Origin of the sequence: Cellvibrio sp. KY-YJ-3, assembly GCF_008806955.1 — a bacterium.
Taxonomy (GTDB): Bacteria; Pseudomonadota; Gammaproteobacteria; order Pseudomonadales; family Cellvibrionaceae; genus Cellvibrio.
Window position 1 is genome coordinate 3,480,944 of the sequence record NZ_CP031727.1, and the last position, 16,514, is coordinate 3,497,457.

Annotated in this window: 16 protein-coding genes; 8 read left to right on the forward strand and 8 right to left on the reverse strand. The window is 46.1% G+C overall.

Going from position 1 to position 16,514, the window contains the following annotated elements; translation table 11 throughout:
• Positions 1–152 precede the first annotated feature (152 nt).
• The 3 genes from D0B88_RS14690 (at position 153) to xthA (ending at position 4,270) form a co-directional block, all read left to right on the forward strand.
• Positions 153–1,085, forward strand: coding sequence for a transporter substrate-binding domain-containing protein (locus D0B88_RS14690; RefSeq protein WP_007641834.1), 933 nt, complete (start codon positions 153–155; stop codon positions 1,083–1,085).
• Positions 1,086–1,280: 195 nt separating this feature from the next.
• Positions 1,281–3,389, forward strand: a complete 2,109-nt coding sequence (locus D0B88_RS14695; protein ID WP_007641835.1) for a carboxy terminal-processing peptidase — start codon at positions 1,281–1,283, stop codon at positions 3,387–3,389.
• Positions 3,390–3,457: 68 nt separating this feature from the next.
• Positions 3,458–4,270 carry an exodeoxyribonuclease III gene (xthA, locus tag D0B88_RS14700; protein ID WP_007641836.1) on the forward strand — a complete coding sequence of 271 codons (813 nt, stop codon included), beginning with the start codon at positions 3,458–3,460 and terminating at the stop codon, positions 4,268–4,270.
• 89 nt (positions 4,271–4,359) lie between these two features.
• Here xthA and D0B88_RS14705 read toward each other — a convergent pair whose 3' ends face one another.
• A complete protein-coding gene (locus tag D0B88_RS14705) occupies positions 4,360–5,307 on the reverse strand; it encodes a LysR family transcriptional regulator (protein ID WP_007641838.1) in 948 nt (315 codons plus the stop codon).
• Between the two features lie 138 nt (positions 5,308–5,445).
• On the opposite strand from D0B88_RS14705, the gene D0B88_RS14710 reads away from it, so the two are divergent.
• Positions 5,446–6,045 (forward strand): FMN-dependent NADH-azoreductase, encoded by a 600-nt coding sequence (locus tag D0B88_RS14710; RefSeq protein WP_191966450.1) that lies wholly within the window; start codon positions 5,446–5,448, stop codon positions 6,043–6,045.
• A gap of 33 nt (positions 6,046–6,078) precedes the next feature.
• On the forward strand, positions 6,079–6,930 hold the full coding sequence (locus tag D0B88_RS14715; RefSeq protein ID WP_007641840.1) for a pirin family protein: 852 nt from the start codon (positions 6,079–6,081) through the stop codon (positions 6,928–6,930).
• A gap of 51 nt (positions 6,931–6,981) precedes the next feature.
• Here D0B88_RS14715 and D0B88_RS14720 read toward each other — a convergent pair whose 3' ends face one another.
• The gene (locus D0B88_RS14720) at positions 6,982–7,977 is read right to left on the reverse strand and encodes an acetylating acetaldehyde dehydrogenase (RefSeq protein WP_225318383.1); all 996 of its coding nucleotides are present in this window, start codon (positions 7,975–7,977) and stop codon (positions 6,982–6,984) included.
• Between the two features lie 454 nt (positions 7,978–8,431).
• Between D0B88_RS14720 and D0B88_RS14725 the strand changes: the two genes are divergently transcribed.
• Both D0B88_RS14725 and D0B88_RS14730 read left to right on the forward strand, forming a co-directional pair.
• Entirely contained in the window at positions 8,432–9,688 is a 1,257-nt protein-coding gene (locus tag D0B88_RS14725) for a hypothetical protein (RefSeq protein WP_225318384.1), read from the forward strand.
• A 22-nt stretch (positions 9,689–9,710) separates the two neighbouring features.
• The gene (locus D0B88_RS14730) at positions 9,711–10,739 is read left to right on the forward strand and encodes a hypothetical protein (RefSeq protein WP_151058111.1); all 1,029 of its coding nucleotides are present in this window, start codon (positions 9,711–9,713) and stop codon (positions 10,737–10,739) included.
• Positions 10,740–10,877: 138 nt separating this feature from the next.
• Here the strand turns inward: D0B88_RS14730 and D0B88_RS14735 are convergent, their stop codons facing one another.
• Positions 10,878–11,402, reverse strand: coding sequence for a hypothetical protein (locus tag D0B88_RS14735; RefSeq protein WP_040391800.1), 525 nt, complete (start codon positions 11,400–11,402; stop codon positions 10,878–10,880).
• A 16-nt stretch (positions 11,403–11,418) separates the two neighbouring features.
• On the reverse strand, positions 11,419–11,808 hold the full coding sequence (locus D0B88_RS14740; RefSeq protein WP_040391801.1) for a hypothetical protein: 390 nt from the start codon (positions 11,806–11,808) through the stop codon (positions 11,419–11,421).
• A 209-nt stretch (positions 11,809–12,017) separates the two neighbouring features.
• On the opposite strand from D0B88_RS14740, the gene D0B88_RS14745 reads away from it, so the two are divergent.
• A complete protein-coding gene (locus tag D0B88_RS14745; RefSeq protein ID WP_151058113.1) occupies positions 12,018–13,847 on the forward strand; it encodes an ABC transporter ATP-binding protein in 1,830 nt (609 codons plus the stop codon).
• A 75-nt stretch (positions 13,848–13,922) separates the two neighbouring features.
• On the opposite strand, the gene D0B88_RS14750 is transcribed toward D0B88_RS14745, so the two are convergent.
• The 4 genes from D0B88_RS14750 to D0B88_RS14765 are packed head-to-tail and all read right to left on the reverse strand — an operon-like array spanning position 13,923 to position 16,493.
• Positions 13,923–14,168, reverse strand: coding sequence for a hypothetical protein (locus D0B88_RS14750; protein WP_007641849.1), 246 nt, complete (start codon positions 14,166–14,168; stop codon positions 13,923–13,925).
• Between the two features lie 5 nt (positions 14,169–14,173).
• Positions 14,174–14,719 (reverse strand): DUF2058 domain-containing protein, encoded by a 546-nt coding sequence (locus D0B88_RS14755; RefSeq protein ID WP_151058117.1) that lies wholly within the window; start codon positions 14,717–14,719, stop codon positions 14,174–14,176.
• 20 nt (positions 14,720–14,739) lie between these two features.
• Complete coding sequence (locus tag D0B88_RS14760; RefSeq protein WP_151058119.1) at positions 14,740–16,341, reverse strand: cryptochrome/photolyase family protein; 1,602 nt, start codon at positions 16,339–16,341, stop codon at positions 14,740–14,742.
• The gene (locus D0B88_RS14765) at positions 16,338–16,493 is read right to left on the reverse strand and encodes a DUF2256 domain-containing protein (protein ID WP_007641854.1); all 156 of its coding nucleotides are present in this window, start codon (positions 16,491–16,493) and stop codon (positions 16,338–16,340) included. The genes D0B88_RS14760 and D0B88_RS14765 overlap by 4 nt, the downstream gene beginning before the upstream one ends.
• Positions 16,494–16,514 lie beyond the last annotated feature (21 nt).

Genomic DNA, 16,514 nt, shown 5'->3' on the forward strand with positions numbered 1-16,514 from the left:
TAAAATAAACAGGCACTCATAAGAGCGTCTGTACTTATCGGCAATTATTCAGTCAACCTGTTGTACAACGGTGAATGCGAACAGAAATGGCGCAATCTTGCGCTGTCCCCTATCGCACATAATTATCAGTCAACTCTTGACGAGTAGTATTTATGCCCAGCTTCATCAAAAAAATTCCCAGTGTTTTCTTAGGGCTCTTTTTCTCTCTAAGCATTTCCCATTGCGCAACAGCAGAACAAAAAACAGTAGTCACCAACATGAAATCCAACGTGCAAACGGATTACATGAACGGGCTCCTAAAGTTGGCACTTTCCTACGCCAATACAAACTATGCCTATACCTCCACACCCGAAGTTTACTCGCGCCCAAGGGTAATGGAGTCAGTCAAATCTGGCAGTATTTCAGTGATGTGGGGGGGAACCTCGGAAGAGATGGAGCGCGATTTTATCCCCATCAGAATCGATGCCTACAGAGGCCTAATGAATCACCGACTCTTTTTCATACGTCAGGGTGATCAGGCGCGCTTCGACAATATCCAAACGCTGGATGATCTAAAAAAAATAAAAATGGGCCAAGGTCGCAGCTGGCAAGATGCGTCAATCCTCGAAAGTGCGGGTCTTGACGTTGTTAAAGCCACAAAAAAGCCCAGCCTCTATTATATGTTAGAGGGGGGGCGCTTTGACGCATTCCCACGTGGGGCCAACGAGGTCTGGACTGAACTCACCGCCTTTCCCAACTTGGCACTGACCGTAGAAAAGCGACTGGTCTTGATTTATCCACTGCCCACTTATTTTTTTGTAACTCCCAAAGACCCAGAGTTAGCCAGAGATATAGAAAACGGGCTCGAAGCAGCTATTAAAGACGGTGCTTTTGACCGATATTTTTATGGCAGCCCTGAAGTTCAGGAGGCACTGGAAAAGGCGGATCTACCTAATCGCCGAGCCATTCGCATCAACAACCCTTATCTCCCTAAAGCAACCCCACTGGATAGAAAAGAGCTATGGCTAGACCTGACACGCCAGGCACCAATCGAAAGCAACAATCAAGAAAATGGGATACAAAACGAGGAATTGCCCCAAGAGTAAAATCGCGCATTAGCCAAAAAGGAAACTTTTCGCGAAAAATATAATCCCATTCATGGTCGGCCCTAGGTTGTTTAGGGAGCCGATACTGCTTTTACCCCCCCATTTCCGCTATTATGAGAGCAACAAGTGGGGCATCCCCTCTAATCGTTCCTGCCACTTTCGCTCGTATGTATTTGACCTTTTGAGAAGCTCTTTATGCAAATTGCTGTTGTGAGATCGCTAAAATTTACACTACTCAGTGTTTTGATAAGCTTGTCGCTCCCAGGTTTAGCCGCTGTCGAAGAGCTCAAACCTAGCCCGGAGCAAAGTAAAGCCGTTACTGATCTGGTAGAAAAACTCAGCAAAGAGCATTACCGGGATCAAGAACTCAATGACGCCCTCTCCTCTCGTTATTTAGACGAATATTTGAAATCGCTGGACAATGCGAAAAATTTCTTTTTACAAGCGGATATTAACGAATTCGAAAAGTACCGCAAAACATTTGATGATGACTATAAAAAAGGTCAATTGGATAATAGCTTCGCCATATATAACCGCTTCAACAAGCGCATGGTTGAACGCTTGGAAAAAGTTATTAAAGAGCTGGACGATCCCAAAACAAAATTTGATTTTGATGTAGAAGAATCAATTGTAATTGATCGTGAAAAGGCGGCCTGGCCAGCTACTGCGGCCGAAGCAGACAAACTGTGGCACCAATACCTCAAGTCAAACCTGCTCAATTCAATGCTGTCAGAAAAGACGCTGGAGGAAAGCAAAACAACACTGCGCAAGCGTTACGCTAATCAACTGCGCCGCCTCAAGCAGCAAACTCCCGAAGAAGCATTTAGCGTGATGATGAACTCACTCACCACACTCTATGATCCACACACCAATTATTTATCGCCCGAAAATGCAGAGAACTTTGATATTAGTATGTCACTGGAACTACAGGGAATTGGCGCCGTATTGCAGAGCGATGAAGATTACACCAAAGTCAGTAGTTTAGTGGTGGGCGGCCCAGCGCAAAAACAAGGTCAACTAAAGCCCAACGATAAAATTGTTTCTATTGCACAGGGTATTGATGGCGAGTTTGTCGATGTAGTTGGCTGGCGCCTTGATGAAGTAGTCAAATTAATTCGCGGGCCCAAAGGCACTATTGTTCGCCTGGAAGTGATGCCTGCCGACCCAACCGCTACCGCGAACAAGCAGGTCACTATTAAACGTGAAACAGTAAAATTAGAGGATCAGGCTGCCAAAAAAGCGGTATTTGAAATTAAAAATGGTGACACCACCTTTAAACTGGGTGTTATTGATATTCCGACTTTTTATATGAATTTTGAGGCTTACCAAAAAGGCGACCCCAATTACAAAAGTACCACTCGCGACGTTTACAACTTACTTAATGAATTAAACAAAGAAAAAGTTGACGGGATTATTATCGACTTGCGCGACAATGGTGGCGGGTCTTTACCGGAAGCAGCAATGCTCACGGATCTGTTTGTTGACCCGGGCCCTGTTGTACAAATTCGCCAAAGCGATGACACAGTTTCGCGCAATTATCGCGCTTATCAGCCCGCTGTTTATCGCGCTCCTGTCGCCGTGCTGATCAACCGTTTAAGCGCCTCTGCATCGGAAATTTTTGCAGGGGCAATTCAAGATTACGGTCGTGGCATTGTGATTGGTTCAACCACCTTTGGTAAGGGTTCAGTGCAAAACCTGGTTGACTTAAAACATGGTCGCCTGAAGATAACTGAAGCCAAATTTTATCGCATCTCTGGTGACAGTACCCAGCATCGCGGCGTCATCCCTGATGTCTCACTACCGAGCCTTCTGGATCCGGATGAAATCGGCGAAAGCAGTTACGACAATGCACTGCCTTGGGATCGAATTCATCCAGCACCGCATCAAAACTATTACAACATTAGTAAATTTCTACCGCGGATTGAAACAGCGCATCAAGAGCGCTTGGCACGAGACCCTGAATTTATTTACTTGAACAAGCAAAGCGAAATATTTAAAGAAGCAGCGGCAAAAAAAGAAGTTTCTTTGCGCCTTGCAACACGTAAACAAGAACAGCAGCAGCTTGAAGAACGCATGCTGAAAATGGAGAACGAATTGCGCGCTGCGAAAGGAGAAAAACCTTACGCTGATTATGCAGCGCTCAAAGCAGACAAAGGTGGAGACGATCCGGATGCAGAACCTGAACAAGAAAATAATAAGGAAATTAATCCCAAAGAAGATCCTTACCTGATGGAAGCCGGTCACATCCTTGCCGACTTTATTGGCCAAGTTAAAGCGCCCGAATCAAAAGTCGCACAACAGTAGTATTTTTCCTAAAAAACCCCAAACACCTGAGCACTTGTGCTCGGGTGTTTTTTTAAAAGAGTTTAGTTATGAAGGCCATATCCTTTAACGTCAATAGTATTCGCATGCGTTTCCATCAGCTTGAAGCGGTGATTGCAAAGCACAATCCGGATTTCATTGGACTACAAGAAACTAAAGTTAACGACCCCGAGTTCCCATTGGAAACGATTCAATCGCTCGGCTATCACGTTGAATATTTCGGCCAGAAAACTCACTACGGTGTTGCTCTCCTTTCCAAATATCCATTCAAAGAAGTCATTAAAGGTTTTCCGGGCGGCGATCCGGATGCACAACGCCGTTTTATCGGTGGAGTATTCGACACGCCACTTGGTGAGATAACAATACTCAATGGTTATTTCCCTCAGGGGGAGAGCCGCGACCACGCCATAAAATTTCCAGCCAAACGAAAGTTTTATGGCGATTTGATCGATTACCTGAAAAATTTTGAAACACCGGATAAACAACTGATCGTCATGGGTGATATGAATATCTCGCATCAGGATATTGATATCGGGATTGGTGAAGTCAACCGCAAGCGTTGGTTAAAAACCGGTAAATGCAGTTTTTTACCTGAAGAACGTGAATGGCTGAATGAATTGCTGGCCTGGGGCTTAAAAGATAGTTTTCGCGAGCATAACCCGGAAATTTGTGACATTTTTAGCTGGTTTGATTATCGCAGCGGAGGCTTTGAGGATAACCCCAAACGCGGCCTGCGCATTGACTTGATTTTGATGACTCAAAGCCTGCTGGATAAATGTGGCGCCAGCGGAATTGATTACGATGTTCGAGGAATGGAAAAACCTTCAGATCACTGCCCTATCTGGGTTGAACTGAAGGTTTAAGCTTTAGAGCGATAAATCAAAAATTGTGGTTAGAACAAGCTATCAATAACACCGTGATGGCAAGAAATGACATTCACCGTGCAATAACCCTATGAATACCCGGTTTCATAACCACACATTGTTGGTAAATGAAGCTTCAATATTTCCGCCAGCCGGCGTGTTGCCGGTCCGGCGAAATCGCGATCCGCAAAGGTCAAGTAAGTGGTCACCTCGCGCACCGCACCTACCTCAACCGGTAAATACTTCAAGCGCCCAGCGGCAATATCCTCATAAGTGTAAGCATCGGGTAACCAGGCATAACCAAGCCCCAACCGAATGGCATCAAGTGAGGTTTTGATATGGCTCACCGTCCAGCGCTGATCAGCCTCCTGCCAACCTTCAGTCCTGCGGCGATACTGCCCCGAATCGCGCACGATAATTTGTCGATGCTGGCGCATATCTTCATAAGTAATAGGTCGACCAAGATGCTGTAACGGGTGGTCAGGACTAGACACACCATGCATCACAACCGTGACTAATTTTTCCCCCATAAACCCCGTAGGCACTCGTCCGCCAATCGCTAAGTCAACCTGGCGCTGCAGCAACGCATCCTCGGTACCACTGAGTACTGACTCAAACACTTCCACCCGTGTATCCGGAAAATCCTCTGCAAAAATGGCCAAACACTGCAACACCCGCGCCGGAGGGATGATGATATCGGCAGCGATTTTAACCAAAGGCTCGACTTGCACAGATAAACAGCCCGCCGACTTTTCCAAGCGCTCCGCTTGTTCCAATAGTTGTTTTGCCCGCCGATATAACAGCTCACCCGCTGCCGACGCTACCGCTTTACGTCCCTGCAATTGGAAAACCTTTACTCCCAGCGCCAATTCCAATTGCGATATGGCATAAGACACTGCCGATTGGCTTTTATTGAGCAACTCAGCTGCCTTTGCATAACCGCCCGCATCGATCACCGCCAATAACGCGCGCCATTGCTCCAGAGTTACTTTATTTTCCGTGCTGACCACCCGCGCCGGGGTTTGATCTTGTGCCATAGCGACGCTCCCACTCCAATGCCATCAAATTGATTAAATAATTAGATCATAAGCAACCAAATATCGCTATTTATCATTCGCTCGTCAAATCATTAAATGGATACATGGCAATCAAGCCACCCCAACGAGGAATATGACATGGCAACTCTTTTACAGATCAATAGCAGTTTGTTCGGCGAGAATGGTAATTCCAGCCAACTTTCCCAAGAATTTGTACAACGCTGGAAAGCCCTAAATCCAACTGGTGAGGTAATCCTGCGCGATTTCGCCAAGGAAACTATTCCTCATCTGGATGCAACTCGGGTACAAGCACTCTTTACCCCTGAAGCAGACCGCACGACGGAACAACAAGCAGTCGTCGACTACTCGGACAAAATTATTGCCGAGATTCAAGCGGCAGATGTGATTGTGATAGGTGTACCACTCTATAATTTTGGTGTGCCTTCAACGTTGAAAGCCTACTTCGACCACATAGCTCGTGCGGGCGTCACCTTCAAGTACACCGAAACCGGCCCCGTTGGCCTGTTAAATGACAAACCTGTTTACATCATTGCTGCTCGCGGTGGAGTTCATCAAGGTCTGCCCAGCGATACCCAAAGCCAGTTCCTGACCAACTTCCTGAGCTTTGTAGGGCTAAAAGATGTACGTTTCATTTACGCAGAGGGTCTGAACATGGGCCAAAAAGATCAAGCCTTTAGCGCCGCTAAAGCAGCAATTAGCGAAGAGGTTGCGGCTTAAGCCGCCCTCCCAAACCTTAACGAGGAAAATATTATGCAACGCCAGTTACAACAAATCCTTCAAGGGCGCGAGACCAGTGATGGTGCTGGTGTTCGCATTAAACGCAGCCTTGGGCAGCATCAACATGCGCGCTTTGATCCCTTCCTGATGCTCGATGAATTTGGTAGCAGCAGTGCAGATGATTACATCGCCGGGTTCCCTGCTCATCCACACCGCGGATTTGAGACAGTGACCTACATGCTTGAGGGCCACATGTTGCATGAAGACCACATGGGCAACAGAGGCCATTTACGCAGCGGTGATGTGCAATGGATGACCGCCGGGCGCGGCATTATCCACTCCGAAATGCCACAGCAGGAACATGGCTTGATGCGCGGTTTTCAGCTCTGGTTGAATTTACCCGCTGCGGAAAAAATGAAACCAGCACACTACCGTGATATTCCGGCCGCCGATATTCCACAAGCAAACTTACCGGGTGGCGGACGCATCAAGGTGATCGCCAACACAGCAGTGATCAATGACAAAATTGTCAGCGGCCCCATTCAAGGGTTAAGCACTGAAGCAATTTATTGGGATGTACATCTACCCCAGCATGCAGAGTTCAATCATGCCATTCCAAGCGAGCACAATACTTTCATCTACGTGTATGAAGGCGATGTTGCAATCGGTGAAGATAGACGTAAGCTCACGCAAGGCAATGCAGGTCTGTTAAGCAAAGGGGATGAACTGAAAGTACAAGCACTCGGCGCAGACACCCGCTTTTTGGTGATTTCAGGTAAACCCATCAAAGAGCCGATTGTGCAGTACGGCCCGTTTGTGATGAATACTACGGATGAAATTGAACAAGCTATTCAGGATTATCGCGCGGGAACCCTGGCTAGCTGAATGAAATAATGTATCGATAACGGCTATTGCAGGCGCTATCGATACAGCAAATTAATAATCTAAAACCATGGTTTGATAACGGCGACGCCCCAGTGGCCTCGCTTGATGCGCGGCTAACCTGGCTTGCGCATAATGTTCCGCCACGGCTATTGCCGCACAATTAATAATATCCAAATTACCTGCATAGGTTGGCAAATAGTCGCCAACGCCCTCCACAGTCAAATCGATTTGCACACCACCATCAATGCTTATGGGTTCGGACTGCAATTTATATCCGGGCACATAGGCCTGCACTTTTTTTTCCATGTCCAACAATGCACAACGCAAAGCGACCATATCAATCGCATCCGCATAGGCACACAAGGTATTTAACATAGGTTTTTGCGTATGCGCTTCGTCACTGATCAACTCAATATCAATCGTGTTAATACCAGTGTATTTATATAAACCAGCGCGGGTATTGCGATAATACTCATCGATATTGGCAAGAGTACCAGGGCCGATAGAATCAGGAGAGACAACAGACTTCAAGCTGAGGCGACTAATATTGGGAATCAAGCTGGCTAGCACATAGGCAAGAGGAATGGATGATTGGCCGCCACAGGAAATCATACTGATATTTTTATTTTCCAACGCTTCACTCATACCCAACGCAGGTACACAGCACTCACCTATTTGAGACGGCGTTAAATCGACAGCAAATATTCCCAACTGATCAAAAATTTGTGCGTGCTCTATATGGTGCGCGGCTGATGTGGCATCAAAAACAATATCACAGCGGCAAGACTGATCAAAAAAAACACTAACACCTTTATCGGAGACAGGTACACCTAACTTAACTGCATGTTGCATTCCTGCCGATTGTAAATTTCTGCCCGCAAATATTACACATTCCATATAGGGTGATCGCTGAACTTTTATCAGTAAATCTGTCCCGATCTTACCTGTTCCCAAAATACCTACCCGCAACCGACCACTCGGTTTAGCGACGGCAGCTTTTCCACCCGTAAAAAAATCGCCTTTTAATAATGATGTAATGAACTGCATAATCAAATCCTTAAGAATTATTGCATTAACCGACCAACTATCGGCGACCACTAAAGCGCAGCAAAGATTCCACAATAGCGTCATGTTGAGAACATCAAGGATTAATTTTCGCGAACCATCTCGCATTAATTTAAAAAGTAAATATAGAAAAATAAAATAGAGCTACGAATATAAATATTACAATTTGAAAAATACTTAATAGAAAACAGCATCAAAATCATAAAATAAATTAGAACACCAATTTAGATGCCACAATTTTTTTATCCCGCGCTAAAAACCTATCATCACACTCTGCAAATGTTCATAATCGCGCGCCCACTGATAAAGAGTGAAGCCACAATATTAATAACGAATTTAAGATAGCCTTAGCACTGCATTCGCACCTGTACTTTGACCTGAGGTATTGTCGAAGTGAAATATGTTTTTTGACAATTACGAACCAAAGGAGAATCAAGTGGTAAAACAGCCCAAGTATTATTTCGAGACCATTCTAGGAATTAATGCGCCATGGTCGATACAGGACGTAAGTATTGATGAGAAGAATAAAATAATTAAAATCGATATTGCCTATCAGCTGGAAAAATCAAAATTTTCTTTCTTTGCAAAACCCAGTGAAACAACATCACAAAAAATTCAACATACCAATAATGTTAAGCGTTGGACACATACCCGGCTAGGACAATATGGCTGCCAAATTAACTCTGCTTACTTTGACCCCACTATTACAACCTTGGGTGTAAGTAGAGATAGCCTGTTACAACCTGGATTTTTGGGGGATGCCAACCGGAACTATAGTCATCAGCTGCGGCAACAAATTGCGCTAGCTCATACCCGAGGTTTGGCTGCTGAAGCAATTTCACAAATGCTGCTGATTGAACCATCATTGGTTGATGAAGTGCTATCGGATATAGAGAAAACACCAGAATCCTATCGTATGGCAATGGTCTTACCCACCGAAGTAGATCCCATTTGGGAAAACATGGTCTACGATAAATTTCACCTAAAAACCCAGTCCTTTCCGCTGCGACTAATGCTATCAAAATTAAAGCTCAGTATTATCGACCCCAATACCCATGTTCAAATAAGCGATGCAGTGAACGAACTGCGCAAGTTTTTTATTGCGCATATAAATCACTTGGAATCTGAAGTTGGGCAAATATGCGCGCTATCCAATAAAAAACACACCATAGATGAAAGACAAACAACAACTACAAAATTGGTTTTGCCTTCACTGAAAAATAGCATTTGGCTGAAGTTGGTAAGCGGAAAGGTAGATCTAAAATCTACAAACATGCCATTGAATCTATTTTTGGTTCGGTTGCGACACGCGTTCACCCATATGGATGATAATAATAGTCGTATTACAGCACTTAATTCATTGCGGGAATTCTTTCGTAAGAACGCAAGAACATTGAAAAAAGAGTTGATATTAATGAATCAACTCATGAATACACCTGAGGAAAATCAGTTTACGCTACCGGATGAAAACAGTGGTATTTGGCAACGAATTCTTAAAGACGACACGTTTATTCCCAGCTCACACATAGCTTACAAATTATTGCTGGCTAATCTTCGCTCCCAGTTGCTGATGAACCCTGACCCGGTCGTTGAATTAACGGCTGCGCGCCGCGTAAGGGATTTCATCAAACACAACCAGCGCTTCATGCAACAAGAATTGCGCATGGTCATAAATAATAGCCACGCACATTAATTCGATTCCCAAGGAGATAGATATGGCACAAGAGGCCGACATCAGTATTCGCAGCGAGCTTATCGACCGCGTGCAACTTATCGAAAAAATTAACAAAGGGGAGTATTTGGTTATTGCAGCAGATGAATCAGTATTGACTGATCTTCCTTCGGGCAATTGGATTGCAGGGACTATTCCTTACTTCATGACCGCAGAGGGTGGCACTGCAGATCGCAACAATATGTTTGTGCATACCATAGACGGTGTGCAGTCCTCTAACGCGCCGCGCATTACCCTTTATGATGGCAATTCCATCTCACGCATAGCACAAGAGGCGCCGGAGCATGGCTTCACCATTGTGATATTGCCAGCCATGTCAGAAATACATTTAGCTTACGCACAAAATTCACCGGACTACACCAATATGTATTTTTCACCCATTATTGGTTGGATTTCTGGCGTGCACCTGGACGATATTGGCAGCCGTAACGCAAAGGTAGGGTTTGGCCCGGCGCGTGGCATGCTCTTTGATCAGCAAGCGGTTGCAATGCATATTCCATTGCCGGTTAATCAACTTGCCAACATTAATATTGTCAATCTGTTTACCCAGGGTAACGGCCCTGAAATCAAATTCAAACATACCGGTTTTAGCGCTACTGATTGCACCATCAACGGTGAGCCAGCAAATTTGGCCGATTACATCAAGCATGCAAAAATTGATACTCGCCTACCACTGGTAGCAAATTATTCCGGCGTGATGGTAAATGTCAGTATCCAACAGGTTAATGAAGCAAATAATAAAGTTGAGCTTTATGCACCGGTGTTTGCAGATATTAGCTATCGTTTTGCCAAGCCGGTGGATAATTACATTGAAAGTTTTAACAAAGAATTATCGGCATCTGCCAGTGAGGGAATTTCATTTTCCTGCAACTGTATTCTGAACTATCTTTACTCGGAACTGGAGGGAAAAAAGACCCGGGATTTAACTGGCCCGATTACCTTCGGTGAAGTTGCCTATCAATTGTTAAACCAAACTCTGGTGTATTTAAGTATAAGCGGCGGTTCACGCTAAGTAGATAAAAACAATAAAACCCAACAACCATTAACAATCAATAAATAACAGCCAATAAATAATAAAAAGAAAAATACACGAGCAATAAAAAAGGCGGGCACTCAGGTGCCCGCCTTTTCTTATACTCGGCAGCAACAATCATCGCCCGGCGCCATACGCCTGAATATATTGCTGTAAAGTTTTTTCATTGCGGCGAATAAAATCAATATCCGCCTGTGGAACTGCCAATACAGCAGGGTCAGCTTTTTCTTTTAATTGCTTGGCTTGATCTTCCGTCACTTTACCCAAATCGCCAAACAAAAAGTAAGCGGCAATTGCATTACCTAACTTGGTGCTTAACCGCATATATTCACCCACTGATTTCCAACCGTACTGTCGAACTATGCTATCAGCCTGCCCCAACAAATTCTCCTCACGCAGCACCAATTCAATGTACTGATCCTGCTCTATCGAAGAGAGAGCTTCAAATGTTTTAAATGATTCTGGAGTGAGGTGGCGAGCATCAATAGCCTGTATCAGTGGTGCCATATCGCGGTTGCTTTTCATCCAGCGATTAACCGATTGCACATTCAGGTTATTGTTGTCGGGCAACAATTGCGCATGGCTTGACATCGCCACCAATACTATTAAAAAAACACTCAGAAACTGAGTTATACATTTCATTGTGTTTACCGCCTTATCAAGAAACACGCAAGCTAATGGCGGCGGTCAGCGACCAAATCCAAAAGAAAAAGAATACTAAAAATGGGGTAAGAATACCCAATGACAAACCTGCCACCCCCTTCCCTTCATAAAAGGGAAAAAACACAAAGAGTGTGATCAGGGTAGGAATCAAGGCAATCACGAAGCTACGCGCAAATATACTGCTCGCATAAATCGGCAACAAAAACAAAAACCCCCACAAACCACCCCATACAATGCGTGGGTACATCCAATGCGGGGAGAGAGAACCTGCAAGCCGTACATTTAACGATTGGGTAATGCCGTAATAACTAAATAGCCACATAACCACACACATGACCAACCCACCCAAACAACCTGCCCCAAATACCGTTAATGTATTTCTCATAAAAGCTCACTCGCACAATGACTGATGTATAACGACAGCGAAGGTCCAAACCCGACATAACACCTGACAGGAATAGCCCCCTCTATTTAGTGGACGACAGTGTAGCACCGCAAATTAACACTTGGTTACACGAAGTCTGCAGTTTGAGCTGTTACAATAGCGGCTCAGTTTTTAGTCAGCTCTTCTTATTTATTACCGGCGATTGCATTATGTTTCGTTTTTTTGAAAGCCTGATAAAGCCCTTCCCTCCGCAAGAACCCACTAGCCCACCCAAAACGCTCTATGCATTTTGCCGGCACTACAGCCGGGGCGCGGAGTTTTATTTGATTGCCATGGCCGTATTTACCGGGCTCATTGCGATTTTAGAAGTCTCGCTGTTCGGCTTCCTTGGCAATTTAGTGGATTCGCTTAATCAGCACACACCGGCTGTTTTTTGGGCGGAATCCCGGCAGGAATTAATCTGGATGGCGGTTATCCTGTTAATCGGTTTACCCGTTTCAGTATTAATGCACTCATTAATCATGCACCAAACTTTGCTGGGTAATTTTCCCATGCGCATTCGTTGGCAAGCACACCGCTACCTGCTGGGACAGAGCTATCAGTTTTATCAAAATGAATTTGCGGGCCGTGTTGCAACCAAAGTGATGCAAACGGCGCTGGCAGTACGCGAAACTATTATGAAGCTACTGGATGTACTGCTTTATGTAATGGTGTACTTCAGCAGCATTCTGGTATTAGCCTTTTCGCTGGATTGGCGCCTAGCGCTCCCCTTAATTGTTTGGTTTTTTGCGTACTGTGGCCTGCTCTATTACTTTTTGCCACGCCTCTCTCAAATTTCTACTGCGCAAGCACATGCACGCTCGGATATGACAGGCCGCCTGGTGGATACCTATACCAATATTTCTACGGTGAAATTATTCTCCCACTCCAATCGCGAGGCCGATTACGCCAAAAAAGGCATGGAATATTTTTTAACAACAGTTCACCCACAAATGCGCCTTGCCACCCTACTCGGCACCAGCGTATGGGTTATTAGTGTGATCCTTATTTTCTCCATTGCTGCCACCTCGCTTTGGCTATGGTCAAACGCAGCGATTACAACCGGAGCCATTGCTGCGGCCATTGGTTTGGTATTGCGTTTAAACGGTATGGCGCAATGGATTATGTGGGAAGTGTCTGCACTATTTGAAAACATTGGCACCGCGCGCGATGGCTTAAACACCTTGTCCATTCCCCGCGAAGTGCAGGACAAACCCAATGCCAAGCCGTTACTTATCCAACACAGTGCAATTGACTTTAAATCGGTAAACTTTAACTACGGCAAACACGAAGGTTTGCTGAATAACTTTAACCTGCACATTAATGCCGGTGAAAAAATTGGCCTGGTTGGTCGCTCCGGCGCGGGCAAATCCACTCTGGTGAATTTATTGCTGCGGTTTTACGATGTGGACAGCGGCAGCATATTAATCGACCAACAAAATATCGCCGAAGTGAAACAAGAAAGTTTACGCGCACAAATTGGTATGGTGACGCAGGACACCTCGCTCCTGCACCGCTCTATTCGCGACAACCTGCTCTACGGTAAACCAGACGCTACCGAAGCAGAAATGGTTCAAGCAGCACAGCAAGCGGAAGCGCATGATTTTATTATGGGTCTCAGCGATAACGAAGGCCGCACCGGCTATGACGCCCATGTGGGCGAGCGCGGTGTAAAACTATCAGGTGGGCAGCGCCAGCGCATTGCTATAGCGCGGGTGCTCATTAAAAACGCACCCATTTTGATTATGGATGAAGCTACATCAGCACTCGACTCCGAGGTGGAAGCCGCCATCCAAACCAATTTAACCACGCTAATGCAAGGCAAGACTGTAATCGCAATCGCGCACCGTTTATCCACCATCGCGGCGCTGGATCGTTTAATCGTGTTGGATAAAGGCCAAATTATTGAACAGGGAACCCACAATGAATTGATTGCATTAGGCGGTGTGTATGCGCATTTGTGGGCACATCAGTCAGGCGGATTCCTGGGAGAGTTCTAGCACGTTTTTGAAATCATTTTCATTGTGATAAATGTGGCGGGTTGCTGCGCGAACCCGCCCTACTTACACACACAGCTACTTCTTGGCGAAATGTAAATCCCATATCACCAACAAAATTCCAATCAAAAAACCCACGTGGGCTAATACCGCACCCACCGCAAATAACCAACCCAAAAATACCGGGCCACCATCATCAGGGCCAAACAAACTGTACAGCATGATCGGCGCTGCACTTGCCAGCACCAACATCAAACTTAACGCAATTATTTTTATACCGCGCGGCGATTTACTATGCAGCACCATGCGGATGGGATTCCACATAGCCCTTACCACATCAAATCGTCAGGAATGACGTAGTCTTTATAGGGATCATCTTCATCCACTTTATTGTCTTGCTTGGTATTGGCAACCACCACAAATTTATCATCGCGCTGTGCTATTTTGTCAGCAACGATACGCGGCACCAGCTCGTAACCTTCACCCAATTTCACTACCGCTAATAAACCCCGCGCAATTTGCTCCAGCACCAAAGGCGATACCCGCATTTTCTTGATGAGTTTACCATCGGTAAAGTTGTACTCCACATCGCCATTACCCGCACCTTTAGATTGGCGATGATTTTCGATCAGCTGTTTAATTTGCGCAGCAATGGCTTTTTGTTGCAACTCCAAATCGCGCTGGCGATTTAATTCGCGGTCGCGCTCGATTTTTTCCAACCGCGCCTGCTCGGCCGATTGTTTTACTTCATCTACCACTTCTTCGCTGGAGCGGCGCGCCACATTGGTTTCTTTGCGTTTTTCTTTGTTGGCCTGTTTGGCTTTTTTGGCATCAATCAAACCGGCTTTTAATAGTTGGTCTTGCAAGGAGGCCATAATAAATTCTGCTCAAAAAGTTAAGTTGTTGGATAGACATTTGCCGGGTAATGCGCCCTCACCCACGCAGCACGTTTGGCAATCGCACGGCGTTTTTCATCGCTCTGCGCGTCCAGGTGTTTTACCTGTAACGCGAGGCGCGGATGCTTGACGAATTTTTCGCGATGCTTGGCGAGAAATTCCCAGTACAGCGTGGTAAAGGGGCAAGCATTTTCCGTTTCAGCAGCATCGGGCTGGTAAACACAGCCATCGCAATAATTGCTCATTTTGGCAATGTAGCGACCAGTGGCAATGTAGGGCTTGGACGCCATTATGCCACCATCGGCGTACTGGCTCATCCCCAATACATTGGGCAATTCCACCCATTCCACCGCATCCACATACATAGCGAGATACCAAGCGTGAATTTGCTGCGGTTGCACCTGCCACAGCTGGGCAAATAAACCGGTCACCATTAACCGCTGGATGTGGTGCCCATAGCCGTGATCCAATACTTGTTTGATGCTCTGCGCCAAGCAGTTCATGTCCACCGCACCGGTCCAGTAAAAATCCGGTAGGTTGTGCTGGGCGTCCAGCGCATTCATGGTTTGCCACTGCGGCATCAAGCTCCAATAAAGTCCGCGCACGTACTCGCGCCAGCCGAGAATCTGACGAATAAAACCCTCCACGGCATTTAAAGGCACAGCTCCTTTTTGATAGGCGCGCTCGGCGGCGGTGATCACCTCCAGAGGCGAGAGCAGTTTGAGATTAAGTGCCGCCGATAAGCGCGAGTGGTAGAGCCAGGGTTCGTTAGTCCACATGGCATCCTGATATTCACCAAACAGCGGCAGATTTTTGTCGATAAAAAAGTCCAACAATTGCAGCGCCTGGTTGCGATTAACCGGCCAGCCAAAACTGATTAAATTACCAGGATTATTGGGGAAGAATCGCTCAATTGTCGCGATGGCACTCTGGGTCACGGCATCAGCCGGAAATACTAATGCGGCATCCAGCAAGCCAGGGCCTTGCGCCGAAAAGGACCCGCGATTGTCTTTATCGTAATTCCACTCGCCGCCTTCGGGCTGATCACCGCGCATTAAAATGCCGGTGCGCTTGCGCAATTGGCGATACCAATATTCCATACGCCACTGTTTTTTACCTTTTTGCCAAGCGGTAAATTCGCCGGGTTGGGCGATGAAATGATTATCCGCCATCAGCTCCAACGGCAGATGGTGTTCGGCGCAAAAGCGCCGGAAGGCTTGCAGCACCCGATAATCCCCCGGCAACACCAAGCGCAGTTGTGCAGGCTGATAATGCGCCAGCGTTGCTGCAAGCGCAGCGGAAAAATCGCGTAGGCAAAGCTCATCCAGCGAAAGGTAATGCAGCGGTAATTTTTCATCACGCAGGCTTTGTGCAAAGTGCCGCATGGCCGCCAGAAACATCACACTGCGCTGTTTATTGGAGGGAACATGGGTACTTTCGCCCTGCACCTCTGCCATCCACAACAAATCATGTCCGGAATCAAAATCATCAAACAACGCGCTATCGCGATTGAGTTGGTCGCCCAAAATCACACACAGGCGGCGAATATTTGCAGGGGGTTTATCGCTTGTGGGCGCAGTTTTTGTAGCAGGCTTAGTCATTGATTGGTTTTGTCCTTGGTTTTTCGCGCGGAACTAGCGCAAGCTTTGGAACAATATTTAACCTCTTGCCACACCCGCTCCCATTTCTTGCGCCAGCTAAAAGGGCGCTGGCAGTGAACGCAGATTTTCTCGGGTAAATGTTGTTTTTTCATAATGTCATCTAAACGTGCCAG